Below are 18,751 nucleotides of genomic sequence, written 5' to 3'. Positions count from 1 at the left end.
CTTACAATGTTAAGTGTTAGTGTGGGATGGGCGGCCCGCCCGTCCTTTTTGGCCGGGCGGGACGCCCATCCCACTTTCAAGAGTGGAAGTTATTTAATTCTCATTCCTTATTTATTAGTCCCAGAGCAAATTTTCTTGGATCAGCAGTGCAATCATCGCAGTTCTGGAACAAACACCGAGTTTGATAAAAATCCTCCTCACGTAAGTAGCAACCGTCCAGTGACTGATATTTAAATTTTTGGCAATACATTTGTTGGGCAGGCCTTGGGCTACTAATTGCGCGATCGCTCTTTCCCGCGGACTCAGGCTAATTTCCGGTTTGTAACTTGTGCTTTGCATACTTTTGTAATGAGGTAATGAGTGAAAATCTAATCAATTAAGGGTAGAATTCCGAGTTTTTCTCGAACTTCATATAAAGGAGTTTCCCAATCAGATGCAACGTCCCAATTAATTAACCGAGTGGCTAATTTTCCGTGTTTTAAGCCTTTGATAATTTGCCCGATCGCGCATTTTCCGCTGATCAGTCCAACTAACACTAAAATCGCACAAGAAGGAAGAAATACTTGATCACGAGTAAACGCTTGAAGTATAAATTCATCTTCTGTTGAAGCTGAAAGACCAGTCAGAACCCGTTAAACGTCGTGGTTTCGCTGAAGCCAGTCTCCCGATGCGATCGGCTCAAAGCCTTGTTCGTCTAGAAATCGCGCCACTTCGCACCCTAATGTTCCTGCTGGCAGTTGGCGCAATTTTGCCAAGTCTATTTCAAAGTGTCGATCGCTCTCAATTTGAGGATTAATTGTTTGAGCCATCTTTAATATAACTCCTAATTGACCGTCAGCCATGATTTATTATCCATTCAACAAGGATTTAAGTTTCGAGCAAATTAATTTGTGTTGGTCAAGTTCATTTTTGCGCTGAATCCAGACTACTTTTTTTACCGACTCCGCTTAAAAATCGTACTTTCTGTCAAACCAATCGGCGATCAGGAGCTTTTACATTTCTTTACAAGCATTCTTAGATTGGAAATCTGCTACCTGTAAAAATCGCCCTAGTGTTTGTAATCGCAACTTGACCCACCGGGGAGTACCCGTAAAATCCACAGTATTTAGCGGTGATTGGAACTCCCTTACTTACGTATATAAATTTATTCTGCTGCTAATTATTGGAACCTGCAATGAGTCAGAAGTTGAAGCTTGTAGGCATCGTGATGCAAGTGCATACAAGTGAAGAGAGTGGAAGAGAGCTGAAGCAAGGTGAAGTTATGCAGATTTGATGCCGGGGAGAGTCCGCACGCAGGGTCAGACGAGTGCGCTGTCGCTCAAATGAGTGTCACTCATTTGAGCGACTGGTCAAGTATTTTCACCAACAGCTATAAATAAAGTAGAGATTCATATCATACAAGGTGTTGCTGTGAAAAAACTTTCCATTTTGTTATCCACAGGAGTTGTGTCATTAATTTGGTGCGCTGCTGCTAGCGCTACCACTTATGTTAATCCTAACGGTAAAACTACTTTAAACTTGTCAGAAAAAGGAAACAATCGCAGCGGTTTTTACTTGACCAAAGTAGGCAATCGGGAATTTTTGGGCAATATTCAAATTACCCGTTCCGAAGGAGCAGCAGGCTCTTACTATTACAATGGGACTTTTAAAGACAGTGCGACCGGCCCTGGCCGAAAAATTGTTTGTTCTGGAGATATTGCCATTGTCAGGCGTCAAGTTGGAAGAAGCAGCCAATTGGGAGCCGAAGTTACTTGGAAGGTGAAAGCAGGAGAAAATTGTCCTTCTATTGGCCAGACATTTAAAGTAAATTTAGTCGAAGCTTTACCGCGTCCTAATGCAAGTGGCGACTATACTTCTAGCAATGCTAATACTTGGTCGAGTCCAACAAATGGTTTTGTAACTTGGCCTGCTTGGCGTGTCACCTCGCGAGATGGACAACTCAACTGTCGCAAGACCGCAAACGGAGCAATTCAACAAGTTTACCGCGCGGATAAAGATACAGTTGCTGCTGAACTCAGGGGAGCAAATGCTATTACGATGGCGAACGGTCAACCCTGGTTGCTCACAAGACAAGGCTGTTATGTGCGCGCTAATACTCAATACATTCAGCCAGTTTCTATGCCTGAATAAGTAATCGTAAGTAGAGAGCATCTCAATGAAAGCAGCCAAGCCCAAAATTGGAGTTTTGAGGCCAGAGGCAGAAGGCAGAAGGCAGAAGGCAGAAGGAAGGAGCCAGAAGAAGTATTTTTACCAATATGAGAGGCTCCCAGTTCCCCTGTCAGAGCCACGCGGCTGACCAAAAGACATGAATCCAGTTTAGAAGGAGTATTTTGAAAACAATTCTGTTGGGATAAGCTGTTGTGGATTTAAATTGTATGTCAAAAAACAATAAAACAATGAGTGGGGTGGGCGTCTCGCCCGCCTCGAATATGCAATTTAAATAAAAAGTCCGCGTTATTTTGTGGCTTCACTACTAAACAATCGATCACTGCATAACAATTGCCATGCACAGGAGTACCCTCTCATCCCTGTTTATCCTGCAAAAGTTACATAGCGTGACAAAAGTTACGCTCGCTCGTTAAATAGAAACTCGCTATCGTCATAAAATTAAAATTAAACTGCTCAAAGAATCGCCGATTTTCCTGTTAAACAAAAACGCCGCACCATAGCTAATTAGGCTAAGGAGGATGTCAATCGATTTTAGATTTTAGATTTTAGGTTTTAGATTGACCCCACGGATAAATGCGGGGGCTTGAGGATTTTAGATTTTATATTTTGGATTGATTCCACTGATAAATCACGTGGCGGGTACCATTAAGAAATTCTTGGTCAATCAGAATAGTGGTATCGACAAGAGATAATCGTTAGATACTCGTCATCCACAGCATAAACTAATCGATTCGTATCATCAATTCGCCGCGACCAAAAACCAGCCAGATCCTCCCTCAGTGGTTCGGGCTTTCCGATCCCCTCAAACGGCAATCGGATTGTTGCCTCAATTAGCTTGTTAATTCGTTTTAAGGTTTTCTTATCTTGCCCTTGCCAATATAAATGATCGCCCCAAGCCTCATCCGTCCATGCTAACTTTCTAGTCATCCAACAAATTTCGCTCTACCACTTTCCCCTGCTTAAACTGAGCAATAGAACGCTCCAAATGGGCAGCATTGGCGGGAGATTTGAGTAAATGAACTGTTTCCAGCAAACTATTAAAGAACTCTAGCGACATCACCACCGCATCCTCCGCATCCCGTCTAGTGATGATGGTATAGTCCGTATCTTCCACTACTCTGTCTAAAACAGCCTTGAGGTTATTTCTCGCTTCGCTAAAAGAAACAATATTCATGTACTTGACACTTGTACTACTTACTGTACAAGTATAGCAATCCGCAATATATTCGGCAATCCTGATCTCATATCATGTCCGGTCAATTTACTGGTTCTATGGCTGGAGCCTGGGAACGGATACCTAGAGGAAGAGCCTCGCGAGCGAAAATTAAATTCGAGGCTCTAGGTAGCTGTTGAGTGTTACTTTCGCTCCAGCCTGGTAACGAGTAAACAATCAGTAAACAACCAGTAAACGAGTAATAATTGAGGACTAAAAAACTTAGATTTCTTCGTCCAAACCATCTACATCATCTACATCATCTACATCATCTACATCATCTACCTCATCTACCTCATCTACCTCAACAGGAGCGACAGAATTAGCAGAAACCACAGCACCAGTCTCAAGTTTCTTTTTAACTAGCTCCTCAATTTCATTTTTGAAATCGATGTTTTTCTCCATGTGCTGGATCACTTTGTCTCGTCCTTGAGCTATGTTCTCTCCGTTGTAGCTATACCAAGAACCTTTTTTCAGAATTACTCCCATTTCGTCTGCCAAGTCAGTCAGACAGCCTAAAGTAGAAATGCCTTTGCCAAATACAATGTCAAATTCGGCAATGCGGAAAGGTGGAGCAACTTTATTTTTAGCAACTTTAACTTTCGTGCGGTTGCCGTATTCTTCGGTACCTTTTTTCAAGCTTTGAATGCGGCGAATGTCGAGCCGCACGCTGGCGTAGAATTTGAGTGCGTTACCGCCGGTTGTGGTTTCCGGGTTGCCGTAAGTTATGCCGATTTTCTGCCGCAATTGGTTGAGGAAGATGACGGTACAGCCGGATTTGCCGATATTGCCGGTGATTTTCCGCAAAGCTTGACTCATCAAGCGCGCTTGCAAACCCATGTGGGAGTCGCCCATGTCGCCTTCGATTTCGGCGCGGGGGACGAGGGCGGCTACGGAGTCAATTACTACGATATCGACGGCGACGGAACGGACGAGTTGATCGACTATTTCTAGGGCCATTTCGCCGGTATCCGGCTGGGAAACTAAGAGATTTTCAATATCGACGCCTAAAGCTGAGGCGTAGGTTGGATCGAGGGCGTGTTCGGCATCGACGAAGGCTGCGATACCGCCGGATTTTTGGACTTCGGCGATCGCGTGGAGAGCTAGAGTGGTTTTACCGGAACTTTCCGGGCCGTAAATTTCAATAACTCGACCTTTTGGCAAACCGCCGCCCAAAGCAATGTCTAGTGTCAGGGCTCCGGTGGGAATGGTTTCTACCCTCATGCGAGTGGAGTCTCCCAATCTGACGATCGCCCCTTTGCCAAAGCTGCGCTCGATTTGGGAGAGTACGGAAGTTAGAGCTTTTTGCTTTTCTGAGTTTTCAGTGGAAGTTTTTATAGACGCTTCTTTTTTTGCCATTTGCGGTACGCGGGTAGACCCCTTGCGGAGCTTGTTGATTAACTGTACAACACGTATGTTAGCAGTTATTTTTGGGGTCTGGAGGTTCTGGGAGCATTTGGTTGAAGATTCTTGATGTTGGGGAGGCCTCGGCCACTCGCCAGCTTTCACAAGGCTCTGATCTATAAGGCATGGGGCATGGGGCATGGGGCATGGGGCATACCTCACTACGCTTGAGAACCGCTATAGTGGGTATCGATCGATCGCCCCTTGAGTGAGGTTTAAGATGATCTACAGTTCCAAATTCCGTGAAGCGTAGCTATCCCGGAGGGAATCGCCACAATTAGAACAAGCATGGGATCTACAACACATCAAGACACATCTGTAAATACCAAAAATTCCCGTTGGCTGATGAACTTATTGGCGATCGGCATTTTATTAGGTATCGGATTTCGGTTTTTTGAGATCGATCGCAAACTGTACTGGCACGACGAAGTTTACACATCAATCCGCGCCGCTGGTTTCACCCGCCAAGAAATTGACGACGAACTATTCCAAAACCGGATTTTTCCCGCACCAGAATTGCAAAAATATCAGCGGATTAAACCCGGAAGTACAGAAGCAGACACAATTCGTTCTTTAGCACTAGAAGACCCGCAGCATCCGCCTTTATACTTTCTCATGGCTCGTTGGTGGATGCAGCAGTTTGGCAGTTCTCTAACAGCATCTCGCAGTTTGCCAGCACTATTGAGTTTGCTGTCGCTGCCTTTGATGTACGCTTTAGCTCAGGAACTTTTCGCCTCGAATTTGGCTGCGTTATTAGCAACAGCACTTTTGGCTTTATCTCCCTTTGACATCTTGTTTGCTCAGACCGCAAGGCAGTACAGTTTGCTGACAGCCACAGTTATTGGGAGCAGTTGGCTGCTGCTGAGAGCAGTGCGGTTGCGGGATTGGCAAAATTGGGTATTTTACTCGTTGGCGATCGCCCTTGGTTTCTACACTCACCCTTTCTTCAGTTTAACACTCATTGGACACGGAGTTTTTATAATTTCTTACTGGTTGTTTGTCAAAAAAACAAAATTGCCCGGTCACGTCACTAATTCTCAATTTTTCTTAGCAGTAACAGCAGCTTTAATATTGTATATCCCCTGGATTTACGTGCTGGCGACCAACCTGGGACGAGCATCAGCTACGACAGATTGGACGCGAGTATCTCCGGGTTGGCTGTATCTTGTCAAATTGTGGACACTCAGCTTTACAGCTTTATTTTTTGACTTCGACTTCGGGTTTGATAATATTTGGACTTATCTGCTGAGATTGCCATTTTTGCTGTTATTTGCGGCAGCCCTTTACACAATCTGCCGCCGCACTAGCAGTTCAACTTGGCTGTTTATTGTAACATCAATTTTTGTACCTTTTTTGCTCCTGGCTTTACCGGATCTCATCCTAGGTGGCAAACGTTCGGCAGTCAGCCGTTATCTGATTTCGTGCTTTCCGGGAGTGCAGCTAGCAGTTGCTTACTTGCTCGCCAGTAACGTGAAAACTCAGCAGCGGTTTTGGCAAGTCATTTTAGCCCTGGTTTTTACAGCAAGTATAGCATCCTGTACTGTCAGCGCTTTTTCTGATACTTGGTGGAGCAAAGACTTGAGCTATTTTAATGCTGAAGTTGCGAAAATTATTAACAAAGAGGCGATAGCTAACCGATCGATTAAAGATACAATTGTAATTAGCGATCGCGGCAACGATTTTACGAACATGGGAGATTTGCTGTCTCTGAGTTATTTGCTCGACAAAGACGTGCGGCTGATGCTGATGAGCCAGTCGCCAGAAATCGAGATGCTGAACAAATATTCGGCTCCGCTGGTGTTCCGCCCCTCGGAAAAATTGCGATCGGCTCTCAAGCAAAATCAACGCCGCTTAGAGCCAATATTGCAGTATGCCAGACTTTTTCGAGCGAGGCGAGCTTCTTAGAGCAGATTGAGAGAAATAGACGATCGTCCCCAGTAGGGTGCGTCAGTGGATTTTAGATTTTAGATTTTAGATTTATTCCACAAATGAATCTGGGAGATTAAACTTTGGTCTAAAATTTTTGGATATTCACGATAGGATTACGTGGCACGGTATCGGTTTTTGGGCGTGGGCAGAAAAAACTGTTTGAGTGGCCTCAAATATTTCGACTAACGCACCTTAAATCACTATTTTGGCATTTTTGTCAATTCTCCCGGTAAGGTGCGTTAGACAAAAAAGTGTGTGACTTGTCTCAAATATTGGGGCTGACACACCCGACACGATCAGCAATAATTATTTGAATACTTAGGATAAAAAGCAATGCAAGAGTTAAATAATTCATCTTCCGAATCCGCGCAGAAGTTTCGCAATCTTCAGACAGAATTACGCGAGCGTTGGCGAGCGATAGAAGAATTCGACAGCGGAGATTGTGACATTATTATCATTCCTTCTGTCAGCTTAGATCAGCAAGAAATGCGGAAAATTGAGGGTGCTTACCACTACGAAGAGCGACATTTATTTTCATTAATTCGCCTGCGAAATCCCCACACGCGCTTAATTTACATTACCTCGGAACCCTTGCACCCGATGATTGTGGATTATTACCTGCAATTGCTGCCGGGAATTCCGTTTTCTCACGCGCGCGATCGGCTTTTGCTGTTCAGTGCTTACGATGCTTCTGCCAAATCCCTCACCCAGAAAATTTTAGAGCGCCCCCGCTTGATGGAGCGCATTCGTCAAGCAGTACGGCCGAAAAAATCTTATATGGTTTGTTATAACTCGACGCCCTTAGAACGCGAGTTATCTGTTCAATTGGGGATTCCTTTGTGGGCCAGCGATCCCGATCTGTTATACTGGGGAACAAAAAGCGGTAGCAGGCAAATTTTCCAAGAATGTGGCGTGCCTTATCCTGACGGTTCCGAGTTGGTTTGGAATGCGGAAGATTTAGCAGAAGCTGCCGCAGGGTTGTGGGAACGGCAGCCACATTTGCAGCGGATCGTAATTAAGTTAAATGAAGGTTTTTCGGGTGAAGGGAATGCAATTTTAGACCTCAAATCCCTGGCAGGTAAAGCGCATACAGAAAGAGCGAAGGCAATTGGCGATCACTTCCATAATTTACGCTTTCAATCCAAAGGCGAAACCTGGGAAAACTTTAGCAGCCGCATTCCAGAATTAGGGGCAATTGCCGAAGCATTTATCGAAGGAGAAGAAAAGTTCTCCCCCAGCGTTCAAGGCAGAATTATTCCCAGCGGCGAAGTAGAAATTCTCTCCACTCACGACCAGATTTTAGGAGGCCCAGACGGTCAAATTTTCTTGGGTTGCCGATTTCCGGCGGACGAATCTTATCGGCTGGCGTTGCAAGAATTGGGATGGAAAGTCGGGCAAAACTTAGCTAAAAAAGGCGCTTTAGAAAGATTTGGAGTAGATTTTCTCGCTGTAAAGCAATCCGACGGAAAATGGGATATTCAAGCAATAGAAATTAACTTACGTAAAGGAGGTACAACTCATCCGTTTATGGCTTTGAAGCTGTTAACAAACGGTCGTTACGAGCGTACTACCGGATTATTTTACAGCCAGCAGGGCCGTCCGAAATATTATGTCGCTTCGGACAATTTGAAAAAAGAGCGCTATCGGGGATTATTACCGAACGATTTGATGGATATTATTGCTGACAATCAACTGCACTTTGACAGCGGTACAGAGACGGGCAGTGTGTTTCATTTAATGGGTTGTTTGTCGGAGTTTGGCAAATTGGGAGTGACGAGTATCGGCAATTCGCCGCAACAAGCTGAGGAGATGTATAACAAAGTTGTGAAAGTTCTCGATCGCGAAACGCCAGGTGATTTTAAATTTTAGATTTTAGATTTTAGAATTGATCCAGCCAGTCAGCTTAGATCCCCGGCTTCTTAAAGAAGTCGGGGATCTAATATCCTTAGCGTTTTGTATAGCAAACGATAAGACGATTAGGATGTTCTTAATCACCTAAATCATTGCTATTATTGAATGGGCTTTTTTGCTTCTTCCTTCTTTTTTCCGTTAGAGCTAATTTTTAGCGGGATAAAGGGGCGTGGGGTCGATCGAACCTGTGCGGTTGAGTGGCCAGAAACGGACAATTGCCCTACCGATGATATTTTGCTTGGGTACAAAGCCCCAATAATGACTGTCACAGCTTGCGTTGCGGTTGTCGCCGAGTACCAAGTAAGAATTTGGAGCTACAACTACAGGCCCGTAGGGATACTGCGGAATTTCTTCAATATATTTTTCCTGTAGCGGCTGCTTGTTAATAAAAACTTTTCCTTCTCTGACTTCCACACTGTCCCCCGGCAGTCCGATCACTCGCTTGATATAGGCATCTTTGATCGGTGGCGGCTGTCCCGTGCACAAACTAGCCGGATCGGGAGGCATAAATACAATAATATCTCCTCGCTGGGGCTCTTGGAATCGATAGCTGACCTTATCTATAATTAATCGATCGTTAATTTGTAAGGTTGGGAGCATCGAGCCGGTGGGAATGTAGCGTGCTTCGGCAACCAGGGTGCGGATACCAAAGGCTAAAAATGCTGCTAAGCCGATCGTCTTAATTCCTTCGATCCAAGGATTTTCGGTGTCTTGCGGAGGTTTTTCGTCGGCTGACTTGTCTAGACGAGTCATAGGGTATTGTAGTGACTGAGCTGGATACGAATTATAAACTTAATAATGCTTCCATGCTAGCACGCTGTTTACTGAATTAAGGATATCTTATGACTACCCAATCAAGTTTGTTAATCCGTCGCGCTCGCATTCTTTTGCCCAATGGTGAGTTTTTGGTAGGAGATGTACAAATATGCGATCGCAAAATTGTCAAGGTTGCTGCGGAAATTGTCGAATCTGGCGATCGAGAAATAGATGCGAAAGGCTTAACTCTGTTACCCGGAGTAATTGATCCCCAGGTACACTTCCGGGAACCGGGTTTAGAACACAAGGAAGACTTGTTTACGGCTAGCTGTGCTTGCGCTAAAGGCGGCGTGACATCGTTTCTGGAAATGCCGAATACACGACCTCTGACCACAACCCAAGCTGCCTTAGATGATAAACTAACTCGCGCTGCCGAGAAGTGTTTGGTGAATTACGGCTTTTTTATTGGTGCAACGCCGGAGAATTTGCCGGATTTGTTGAATGCGAATCCGACGCCGGGAATTAAGGTGTTTATGGGTTCGATGCACGGTCAGTTGTTGGTCGATGGAGAAGCAACTTTAGAGCAGATTTTTGCCAAGGGCGATCGACTAATTGCCGTGCACGCAGAAGACCAAGCTAGAATCAACCAGAGGCGTCAGGAATTTGCCGGAATTTCCGATGTCGCGATTCACTCCCAAATTCAAGACAATCAAGCAGCTTTATTAGCAACTCAGCTAGCATTAAAACTTTCTAACAAATATCAGCGGCGTCTGCACATTCTGCACCTTTCCACGGGGGATGAAGCTGAGTTGTTACGCCAGGAAAAACCGACTTGGGTGACAGCAGAAGTTACGCCACAGCATTTGTTGTTAAATACCAGCGCCTATCAAACAATTGGCAGTTTAGCTCAGATGAATCCGCCTTTGCGCGAACCCCGCGATAACGAAATACTTTGGCAAGCTTTACTCGACGGGGTAATTGATTTTATCGCCACCGACCACGCACCGCATACATTAGCAGAAAAAGCTCAAGAATATCCAAATACGCCGTCGGGAATGCCCGGAGTCGAAACTTCTTTGCCTTTGATGCTGACCCAAGCAGTAGAGGGAAGATGTACAGTTGCTCAAGTTGCTAATTGGATGTCGGCGGCTGTTGCTAAGGCTTATAAGATTCGGAACAAAGGGGCGATTGCTCCGGGTTTTGATGCAGATTTAGTCTTAGTTGATTTGGAGAACTACCGCCCGGTGGTCGGCGCAGAGATGGCGAGTAAGTGCGGCTGGAGTTCCTTTGAAGGTTGGAGTTTGACTGGATGGCCAGTTGTGACTGTTGTTGGAGGAAAAGTTGTTTTTGAGAATGGTAAATTGAATACAAATGTGAGGGGAGAAGCCTTGACATTTGACGCTGAGTAAGCATGAATTTAACTCAAGTGTTATAATTGGGTATTCCTGCATCGCAAAGGCGATTTTACCCATGCTTCTCCAAGAACTAGAAACACAACTCCTGGCCTTAACTCCGAGTGAGAAAGCTGAAGCCATCCGGCTTTTAACCCAAAGTTTAAACAATAGCTGGCCAGGAATTACTAAAACTCCCGACGTGTGCGGCGGCGATGCTTGCATTGCCAAAACTAGACTTCCCGTTTGGCTGTTCGTGAGTTTGCGCCGTCAAGGTTCAAGTGATGCTGAACTTCTACAATTTTATCCCCAGTTGAATGCTGCAAACTTAGTAAATGTCTGGACTTATGCTGAGGCTAACTCCGAAGAAATTGAAACAGCACTCGGAGAAGAAGCAGTAGCAATGATGCAGGAAGTATAATTTATGGCACGTCTCTATGCAGATGAACAGTTCCCGTTTCCTGTTGTCGCTTTGCTGCGAAATTTAGGTCACGATGCCCTGACTATTCAAGAGGCAGGAAATGCCGGAGATGATGACCCCGAAGTATTAGCCTTTGCTGTGAATAATGATCGGGCGGTTATGACGCAAAATCGTCGGCATTTCATTCGCTTGCACACTCAACAACCAAATCATGCTGGTATTATCGTATGTACAGACGATAAAAATCTAGAAAGGTTGGCAACACCCATCAATGATGCTATTGCTGGTGAAGAAACTTTGAGAGGTAAATTGATTCGTGTCAACCGTCCGCATTAAGTTCGCGCTGAGATGTTACACCATTCTCTCTTAACAGGCATCTTGCCTGTTGAGAAAAGGCTGAGTGAGAATGGTGCAACATCTAAATGAAATCGCCTTTTCTCACTTTTCCCATTGCCAATCCAATAACTCGCCATTACCAATTACTTCAATTTGCCGCCCGTTATCTAGATAAGTCAAATAAATTTGCCAATAATTTTCTGGTTTGTACTGCAATCTTTCCGCCCATTCGATCGCCACAATTCCCAAATCCATTTCTAACCCGTCCCAATAACTTTCTAAGTGCAAAGCCTCCACTTCTTCGGGTTCTAGTCGATATAAATCTAGATGATACAGCGGTACTCGCCCTTCAAAATACTCGTTAATCAGCGTAAAAGTAGGACTTTCGATCGACTCTGAGATTCCTAAACCTTCAGCGATACCTTGAACCAAAGTAGTTTTACCAGCACCTAAATCTCCTTGTAATAAGATTAGAGTGCCGGCGGGGAGCGATCGACCTAACACAACACCAAACTTGCGCGTAGCTTCAGAATCGGGAAGCAAAGTTTTCATTTCAATAATTAGTCATTAGTCATTAGTCATTAGTCATTAGTCATTAGTCATTAGTCATTAGTCATTAGTTACTCGCTTGGGGCTGCTAATAATCAATAACATTAGTCTGCACAGTCAACAGTCAACAGTCAACAGTCAGCAGTCAGCAGCTTAAATGTTTTGCGCGCGGCCGTACCAACGCAGCAACATCCCCGCCAACCTTTGCGAATTGTGGCGAATTAAACCCGTATTTTTATCTTCATCCATCACATTTGCGATGACAATTCGCCTCCCCAATTGCGTTACGGCTTCTCGATCGAGCACAACCGGATAAGAATCCTCCTGAGAATAGCGGATCAAAGCCTTTGCAGAAGGGACTTTGCCTTGAACTACTACAGCATCGAACAGCGGCCGGCCGCAAGCGCGGTCGATCGCCCGAATGTGGTCTGCAACACTGTATCCGTCAGTTTCCCCCGGCTGAGTCATAATATTGCAAACATAAATGCGCGGAACTTCGCTATTGGCGATCGCATCAGCAATTTCCGGCACCAACAAGTTCGGAATGACACTCGTATAAAGACTCCCCGGCCCAATAATAATAAAATCCGCTTCCCGAAGACATTCTACAGCCCTAGGTAATGCCGGAGGATTAGCAGGATTACAGCCTATTTTGAGGATTTGCCCGTTTGCTTTTGTAATGCTGGACTCCCCCTCAATCCTGCGGCCGTCAGCGAGTTCTGCCCACAAAGAAACGTCGCTCAGAGTAGCCGGCAGCACTTCTCCCCTCACTGCTAAAACTTTAGAGCTCGCGGCGATCGCCTGTTCCAAATCTCCAGCAATATCGCTCATCGCCGTCAAAAACAAATTCCCAAAACTGTGACCCACCAAACCGTCACCAGCCCGGAAACGATATTGAAATAACTCAGTCAATAACTTTTCCTCATCTGCCAAAGCAGCCAAACAATTGCGAATGTCTCCCGGCGGCAATACCCCAATTTCCCGCCGCAGCCGCCCGGAAGACCCGCCATCATCCGCCACCGTGACAATAGCAGTGATTTTAGCGCTGTAATCCTTCAATCCCCTGAGCAAATTAGAAAGGCCCGTACCGCCCCCAATTGCCACAATTTTCGGGCCGCGGTGCAAGCGGCGGTGGTTGAGGAGTCGATCGACCAATTCCTCATTCCCTTCGGGCATCAGCACTTGAGTAATAGAGTTCAAACTGCGAGTTTGTCCCCACAGAATTAACAAAATCCCGCCAGCAATGATGATCGGGCCCGACACGTAATTGGGAATAACTTCCGCAATCCACGCCAAAAAATTTCTCAATAATTGCAATAAGAAGAAAATGGGAGTCATCCCAGTCCAAATCGCTAAACCCAAAGTGGCAAGTACCACGCCGCTGGCACTAATCAGCAGCCACCGTTTCACTAGCAGTCCGGGGGCTAACCACTTAAACCACTGGTGAACTCGCCCGTTCCGCAAAGAAGGGGGGTAAGGATTTCTGGATTGGGCAAAAACCTGCTTGGCTTTAGCCAAGACGCGGAGGGCTTTAGGAAGTGAACTAATTGACATGGTTAATTAGTCTTAAGGGTATTGGAACAGCTCGAGCTGACAAATTTACAATACAAGAGAGTTTTGATTCTGGCAGTCAATTTAAGTAATTAGTGATTAGTTATAAGTCATGAGTCATTAGGTAGACTGAGGACTGAGGACTGACAACTTATTGATAACATCCTATGGCTGAGCCACTAATCGAACTCAAGGGGGTAAGTAAGTCCTTCGGTCAGAACCCGATCCTCGATCGAGTCGATCTGAGGATTTATCGGGGAGAAGCCCTGGCAATTATTGGCCCTTCCGGGACGGGGAAATCTACGATTCTGCGGATAATTGCGGGTTTGTTGGCCCCGGATGCCGGTGAGGTTTTTGTTCAGGGACAGCGCAGGGTCGGATGGGTGGACGACGTGGCAGATCCGATAGGAATTGGGATGGTGTTTCAGCAAGCGGCTTTGTTTGATTCGCTGACGGTGGAGGAGAATGTCGGTTTTTTACTTTACCAGCATTCTAAGCTCCCGCGCCGCCGCATTCGGGAATTGGTGCAGGAAAAGTTGGAGATGGTGGGTTTGCCGCGAATTGGCGAACGCTATCCGGCGCAGTTGTCTGGGGGAATGAGGAAGCGGGTAAGTTTTGCCCGCGCTATCATGGCGAATCCTGATAATGACAGGGATAATCCAGAGGTTTTGCTGTACGACGAACCGACGGCGGGTTTAGATCCGATCGCTTCGACGGTAATTGAAGATTTAATCCGCGACTTGCAGGCAGCCCAAGGTGTTTGCAGCACTTATGCGATCGTCACTCACCAAGACAGTACCATCCGCCGCACTGCCGATCGCATCGTATTTCTCTATCGAGGCAAAGTGCAGTGGGAGGGAACTGTCAATGACATTGCATCGACAGATAATTTACTTATCCGACAATTTTTTAGTGGCAGTGTTACTGGGCCAATTCAAGCGCTGGGATAGTCAATTGTCAGTTGTCAGTTGGCCGTTGTCAGTTGGCCGTGGTCAATGGTTTGTCTTGTTGGGAGATAGTATATGTCACAAACAAACTTTCAGAAGTTAGATGTTTATAAATTAGCTGAAAAATTAGCTGATGAAATTTGGAATATTTTTATCAAATGGGACGCACTAGCAAAAGATACGGTCGGCAAGCAAATTATTCGATCTGCTGATAGTATTGGTGCTAATATTGCTGAAGGAGATGGTCGAGGTAGCTATCAGGATCATCGGCGATTTATCAAGATTGCCAGAGTTTCTTTATATGAAACAAAGCACTGGTTGAGACGGGCTTATACTAGGCAACTACTAACAAGTACGCAAGTAGAAACACTCAAGCCAATTATTGACGAACTGTCGCCAAGGCTAAACGCCTATCTAAAATCTATAGGCAACACATCAGACAAAAATTAACAACTGCCAACTATCAACTGCCAACTGCCAACTGCTAACTATCAACTGCCAACTGCCAACTGCCAACTATCAACTGCCAACTGCCAACTGCCAACTGCCAACTGCCAACTGCCAACTGACTAAAGAGGTAATATGCAATCACGAACTGTAAGAGAAGGTTCTGTCGGGTTCTTAATTTTAGTAGGAATCGGTTTATTTGGCGGCTTAGTGCTCTGGCTGCGGGGCGTGCAAATAGGGAACCGCAGCTACAAATTCGCCGTAGAATTTGGCAGCGCCCAAGGAATGCAAATAGGTACGCCCATCAGGTATCGTGGGGTTGCAGTCGGTAAAATTACCGCCCTCCAACCGGGTTCCAACGGCGTAGACGTGACGCTGGAGATTGCCCCCGGAACTTTAGTGATTCCCAGGGATGTTACGATCGAAGCGAATAAATCGGGTTTAATTGGCGAATCGTCGATCGACATTACCCCCAACTCGATTTTGCCAGAATCATTACTTACCGCCAATCCCGCTAGTGCCGACTGTCCCCCAGAGATTATCTGCCAAAATTCGCGCTTAAAAGGTCAAGCTGGTGTCACTATCGACGAACTAATTAAATCCACAGTCCGCCTAGCTAATTTCTACACTGACCCCGCCCTGTTTAACAATATTAAATCTCTTGCAGAAAATACAGCCAACACAGCTAAAGGTGCAGCTAAACTCACTCAAGATTTATCGAATTTAACTCAAACTGCCCAAGCGGAAATAAAAACTTTAAATCAATCTGTAAGGGGAGACATTGGGAGTTTAAATCAATCTGTCAAAACTGAAATAGCAAGTTTAAATCAATCATTAAAGGGGGAAGCAAGCAGTTTGAATCAATCATTAAAGGGAGAAGCAAGCACCTTAAATCAATCGCTCAAGACGGAAATATCAGCAGCCGCCGCTGATGTTTCTAAAGTAGCAGCTACGGCGGATACTTCCACAAAAGCCGTATCTGCATCTGTAATAAGTTCGGCTAATTCAGTAAGTCAAGCAGCCAATCAAGTTACCTTAACAGCCAACCAACTCAATTCTTTAGTAACAACCAACCGCGCCAGTTTAGTCTCAACTCTGAATAACATCAATCAAAGCAGCCAGGAACTGCGGGTAGCTGTCAGTAGTTTGAGTCCGACAATTAATCGCATCAACCAAGGACAATTGCTGAACAATTTAGAAGTTTTATCAGCGAATGCTGCCCAAGCTTCTAGTAATTTGCGAGATTTATCCAGCCAGGTAAACAATCCCGCCACTTTGCTATTATTGCAGCAAACTCTAGATTCTGCACGAGCTACATTTCAGAACGTGCAAAAAATTACTTCCGACGTGGATGATTTGACGGGAGATCCCGCTTTTCGCAACAACATTCGCAGGTTATTCAACGGATTGGGAGGCTTATTGGGTTCGACAGAACAACTGCGACAGCAAGTTAAAGTGACTCAAACATTAGCTCCTCTTTCTGAGAAAGTAAATGCGAGTAAAACTGCCAGAAGTTTATCAGTAGAGCCTGTATTTCCTCGCTTGCAAAAACAGCCCAAGTTGCCTGTTATACCTTCTCAAACTGGAACGTCAGCAGAAGCAGTTGCTCCCTAAAATACCCCTTAAAACAGGCTATAATTGAATAACCGCAATTATTGCAAGGTTGGCGAGTTGCTTTAGTTAGTAAGGTGCGCCTTTCGCACCCCGGTTACAGCTAGTTAATAAGGTGCGCCTTTCGCACCCCGGCATTAAAATTATTGTCCAAATCCTATTAATAAAAAACTCTTTCACTCAAAACAAGGAAAACCAATGACGCAAACATTATCGAAATCGGTCGAAACCAAAACCCAGTATACTGTAACTTGGGAAAAATTGCCAGATGACTTTAAATTGCCAGACGATCCCGTGGAAAATATCGATCAACCACTTTTAGCGGCAGCCCTGCGAGAAGCCTTGGATCTCGCAGGATTTATCCTAGCTTCAATGCTGATAGCTTCCAATTTTGGACTGTGTGCCAAAGTTAACGACAAAACAGTAGTAAAAGCACCCGATTGGGTGTACGTTCCCTCGGTATTGCCAGCAGAACCAGGAGAAGTTCGCCGCAGTTATACGCGCAATGCTGAGGGAGAAGTACCTGCTGTAGTGATGGAATTTTTATCGGATACTGACGGCAGTGAATATTCAAATAAACCGACATATCCTTACGGAAAATGGCGGTTTTATGAGCGAATTTTGCAAGTACCGATTTATGTAATTTTTGAACCTAAATCGGGAGTATTGGAAGTGTACAGACTCTCGACTGCTGGAGAATACGAACTGCAAGAACCGGATGCTAATCAGCGATTCTGGATAGAGTCAATGGGTTTATTTCTGGGGGTTTGGGAAGGTGAAAAATCTCAGAGAACGGGTTATTGGTTGCGCTGGTGGGATGAGAATGGCAATTTGCTGCTGTGGGGTGCCGAACGGGTGGAAGAGGAACGCCAGCGCGCCGAAGAGGAACGCCATAGGGCCGAAGAGGAACGCCAGAGGGCCGATCGACTAACGGCATACTTGAGAAGTCAGGGTATCGATCCTGATGGCATTTGAAGGTGTGGGAGGTCGATCGAACAAAAGTTAATAAAATTGAGAAAACAGTTGCGATCTCAAAAGCTTAATCTAAAAAAAGGATAAGGAGAAAATATGACACAAACAGCAGTCAAAAACTCTGTCACCGATAGTTGCCTGACTCTAAGAGGAGTGAGTTGGTCGCAATTTGAATCGCTAGAAGCCGCTTTTGAGTCTGTCGGCGGTATCAAATTTGCTTACTTAGATGGAATTTTAGAAATTATGACAGTTAGCCCCGAACATGAAGAGACAAAGGGTACTATCAGGGCTTTATTAGAAGCATACCTGAGAGAGAAGGGGATCCGGTTTTATATCAAGGGCGGGCCGACTTTGGGTAGTAAAGAACTGGGGGCGAGAAAGGAGCCTGATGAATCGTATAATTTGCAGACTAAAAAGGCAATTCCCGATTTGGCGATCGAAGTTGTATTCACCAGCGGTGGCATCGATAAACTTCAACTATACAAGCGGTTGGGCATACCTGAAGTTTGGTTTTGGGAAGATGGAGTGCTGAGTATCTATTATTTGAGGGAGGAGTACGAAAAAGTCGATCGCAGTGAGTTGTTACCGGAGTTAGACATTGCTTTGTTAGTGAGATATGTAACTTACTTCGATCAATATGATGCTGTTACTGAATTTATCAAGGCTTTGCGGGAATAAGATGAATTTAAAAGTGCGATCGATGGGGATTTGTCGTCAAAAATAGATAATAAGCTGTCGCGCATTTAAATTCTATATTCTGGGCGGGCTAGAAGCCCAACCCCTACTCCCCACAAGAGTTTGATTGTTTTTTGACATATAATTTAAATGCAGAACAGCTTACCAGAACCCCGACTTCTTGAACAAGGCGAGGCTCTCAAGCACGAGATAGTTTTACATTTAATTAAATTAACCTACTTATACCAATTCACTATGAAGATACACTAAATGAGGCTGATGTCTTTCTGGTTGGAACTATATCCTTAGCGTTATATTAAATGCAGCTTCATAGTGAATTGGTATTAGTTGCCGAAAACAAGTTTATAATAGATATACAACTCACAGGAAGCCTGGGGGGGTAACAACCAGCCTGAAACCCAGAGGTGGTGAGGATTGAGGCAATGTGTGCTAAAAAAAGATAGGCAGC

General features: G+C 45.0%; 21 protein-coding genes. 12 read left to right on the top strand and 9 right to left on the bottom strand.

What is annotated here, in order from left to right:
* Positions 1 to 114: 114 nt before the first annotated feature.
* The 3 genes from QUA03_RS24780 to QUA03_RS24770 all read right to left on the bottom strand — a co-directional run bounded on the left by QUA03_RS24780 (position 115) and on the right by QUA03_RS24770 (position 842).
* Positions 115 to 339: a response regulator transcription factor gene (locus QUA03_RS24780; RefSeq protein ID WP_083888111.1), complete on the bottom strand. Its 225-nt coding sequence runs from the start codon at positions 337 to 339 to the stop codon at positions 115 to 117.
* Positions 340 to 368: 29 nt separating this feature from the next.
* Positions 369 to 536 (bottom strand): hypothetical protein, encoded by a 168-nt coding sequence (locus QUA03_RS24775; RefSeq protein ID WP_333215830.1) that lies wholly within the window; start codon positions 534 to 536, stop codon positions 369 to 371.
* 96 nt (positions 537 to 632) lie between these two features.
* Complete coding sequence (locus QUA03_RS24770; protein ID WP_333215828.1) at positions 633 to 842, bottom strand: hypothetical protein; 210 nt, start codon at positions 840 to 842, stop codon at positions 633 to 635.
* A 568-nt stretch (positions 843 to 1,410) separates the two neighbouring features.
* Between QUA03_RS24770 and QUA03_RS24765 the strand changes: the two genes are divergently transcribed.
* Both QUA03_RS24765 and QUA03_RS24760 read left to right on the top strand, forming a co-directional pair.
* Positions 1,411 to 2,130 (top strand): hypothetical protein, encoded by a 720-nt coding sequence (locus QUA03_RS24765; RefSeq protein ID WP_333215826.1) that lies wholly within the window; start codon positions 1,411 to 1,413, stop codon positions 2,128 to 2,130.
* A gap of 25 nt (positions 2,131 to 2,155) precedes the next feature.
* Positions 2,156 to 2,296: a hypothetical protein gene (locus QUA03_RS24760; RefSeq protein ID WP_333215824.1), complete on the top strand. Its 141-nt coding sequence runs from the start codon at positions 2,156 to 2,158 to the stop codon at positions 2,294 to 2,296.
* 533 nt (positions 2,297 to 2,829) lie between these two features.
* Here the strand turns inward: QUA03_RS24760 and QUA03_RS24755 are convergent.
* The 3 genes from QUA03_RS24755 to recA form a co-directional block, all read right to left on the bottom strand.
* Entirely contained in the window at positions 2,830 to 3,096 is a 267-nt protein-coding gene (locus QUA03_RS24755) for a Txe/YoeB family addiction module toxin (protein ID WP_333215822.1), read from the bottom strand.
* Positions 3,089 to 3,343, bottom strand: coding sequence for a type II toxin-antitoxin system Phd/YefM family antitoxin (locus QUA03_RS24750; RefSeq protein WP_242720579.1), 255 nt, complete (start codon positions 3,341 to 3,343; stop codon positions 3,089 to 3,091). Before QUA03_RS24750 ends, QUA03_RS24755 begins: the two co-directional genes overlap by 8 nt.
* A gap of 261 nt (positions 3,344 to 3,604) precedes the next feature.
* A complete protein-coding gene (gene recA, locus QUA03_RS24745) occupies positions 3,605 to 4,741 on the bottom strand; it encodes a recombinase RecA (protein ID WP_333215819.1) in 1,137 nt (378 codons plus the stop codon).
* 333 nt (positions 4,742 to 5,074) lie between these two features.
* Between recA and QUA03_RS24740 the strand changes: the two genes are divergently transcribed.
* Both QUA03_RS24740 and QUA03_RS24735 read left to right on the top strand, forming a co-directional pair.
* Complete coding sequence (locus tag QUA03_RS24740; protein WP_333215817.1) at positions 5,075 to 6,691, top strand: glycosyltransferase family 39 protein; 1,617 nt, start codon at positions 5,075 to 5,077, stop codon at positions 6,689 to 6,691.
* A 357-nt stretch (positions 6,692 to 7,048) separates the two neighbouring features.
* Positions 7,049 to 8,584 (top strand): peptide ligase PGM1-related protein, encoded by a 1,536-nt coding sequence (locus tag QUA03_RS24735; RefSeq protein ID WP_333215815.1) that lies wholly within the window; start codon positions 7,049 to 7,051, stop codon positions 8,582 to 8,584.
* Between the two features lie 186 nt (positions 8,585 to 8,770).
* Here QUA03_RS24735 and lepB read toward each other — a convergent pair whose 3' ends face one another.
* Positions 8,771 to 9,379, bottom strand: a complete 609-nt coding sequence (gene lepB, locus QUA03_RS24730) for a signal peptidase I (RefSeq protein WP_333081491.1) — start codon at positions 9,377 to 9,379, stop codon at positions 8,771 to 8,773.
* An 89-nt stretch (positions 9,380 to 9,468) separates the two neighbouring features.
* On the opposite strand from lepB, the gene QUA03_RS24725 reads away from it, so the two are divergent.
* The 3 genes from QUA03_RS24725 to QUA03_RS24715 all read left to right on the top strand — a co-directional run bounded on the left by QUA03_RS24725 (position 9,469) and on the right by QUA03_RS24715 (position 11,530).
* Positions 9,469 to 10,791, top strand: a complete 1,323-nt coding sequence (locus QUA03_RS24725) for a dihydroorotase (RefSeq protein ID WP_333215813.1) — start codon at positions 9,469 to 9,471, stop codon at positions 10,789 to 10,791.
* Positions 10,792 to 10,852: 61 nt separating this feature from the next.
* Positions 10,853 to 11,194, top strand: coding sequence for a DUF433 domain-containing protein (locus QUA03_RS24720; RefSeq protein ID WP_333215811.1), 342 nt, complete (start codon positions 10,853 to 10,855; stop codon positions 11,192 to 11,194).
* Positions 11,195 to 11,197: 3 nt separating this feature from the next.
* Positions 11,198 to 11,530, top strand: a complete 333-nt coding sequence (locus QUA03_RS24715; protein WP_333215809.1) for a DUF5615 family PIN-like protein — start codon at positions 11,198 to 11,200, stop codon at positions 11,528 to 11,530.
* Positions 11,531 to 11,632: 102 nt separating this feature from the next.
* On the opposite strand, the gene tsaE is transcribed toward QUA03_RS24715, so the two are convergent.
* Both tsaE and QUA03_RS24705 read right to left on the bottom strand, forming a co-directional pair.
* Positions 11,633 to 12,082 carry a tRNA (adenosine(37)-N6)-threonylcarbamoyltransferase complex ATPase subunit type 1 TsaE gene (gene tsaE / locus QUA03_RS24710; protein WP_333215807.1) on the bottom strand — a complete coding sequence of 150 codons (450 nt, stop codon included), beginning with the start codon at positions 12,080 to 12,082 and terminating at the stop codon, positions 11,633 to 11,635.
* Between the two features lie 150 nt (positions 12,083 to 12,232).
* Positions 12,233 to 13,633, bottom strand: coding sequence for a gluconeogenesis factor YvcK family protein (locus QUA03_RS24705; RefSeq protein WP_333215805.1), 1,401 nt, complete (start codon positions 13,631 to 13,633; stop codon positions 12,233 to 12,235).
* Between the two features lie 164 nt (positions 13,634 to 13,797).
* Here QUA03_RS24705 and QUA03_RS24700 point away from each other — a divergent pair, with 164 nt between their 5' ends.
* The 5 genes from QUA03_RS24700 (at position 13,798) to QUA03_RS24680 (ending at position 18,285) form a co-directional block, all read left to right on the top strand.
* A complete protein-coding gene (locus tag QUA03_RS24700) occupies positions 13,798 to 14,580 on the top strand; it encodes an ATP-binding cassette domain-containing protein (protein WP_333215804.1) in 783 nt (260 codons plus the stop codon).
* Positions 14,581 to 14,652: 72 nt separating this feature from the next.
* Entirely contained in the window at positions 14,653 to 15,027 is a 375-nt protein-coding gene (locus tag QUA03_RS24695) for a four helix bundle protein (RefSeq protein ID WP_333215802.1), read from the top strand.
* Positions 15,028 to 15,159: 132 nt separating this feature from the next.
* The gene (locus tag QUA03_RS24690; protein WP_333215800.1) at positions 15,160 to 16,638 is read left to right on the top strand and encodes an MlaD family protein; all 1,479 of its coding nucleotides are present in this window, start codon (positions 15,160 to 15,162) and stop codon (positions 16,636 to 16,638) included.
* Positions 16,639 to 16,833: 195 nt separating this feature from the next.
* The gene (locus QUA03_RS24685) at positions 16,834 to 17,610 is read left to right on the top strand and encodes a Uma2 family endonuclease (RefSeq protein ID WP_333215798.1); all 777 of its coding nucleotides are present in this window, start codon (positions 16,834 to 16,836) and stop codon (positions 17,608 to 17,610) included.
* A gap of 93 nt (positions 17,611 to 17,703) precedes the next feature.
* The gene (locus tag QUA03_RS24680; protein ID WP_333215797.1) at positions 17,704 to 18,285 is read left to right on the top strand and encodes a Uma2 family endonuclease; all 582 of its coding nucleotides are present in this window, start codon (positions 17,704 to 17,706) and stop codon (positions 18,283 to 18,285) included.
* Positions 18,286 to 18,751 lie beyond the last annotated feature (466 nt).

The organism is Microcoleus sp. S36b_A4 (assembly GCF_036700645.1).
In the GTDB taxonomy this organism is placed as follows: domain Bacteria; phylum Cyanobacteriota; class Cyanobacteriia; order Cyanobacteriales; family Microcoleaceae; genus Microcoleus.
Note: the sequence above shows the minus strand (reverse complement) of the source record. Positions and strands in the feature narration are given on the sequence as shown.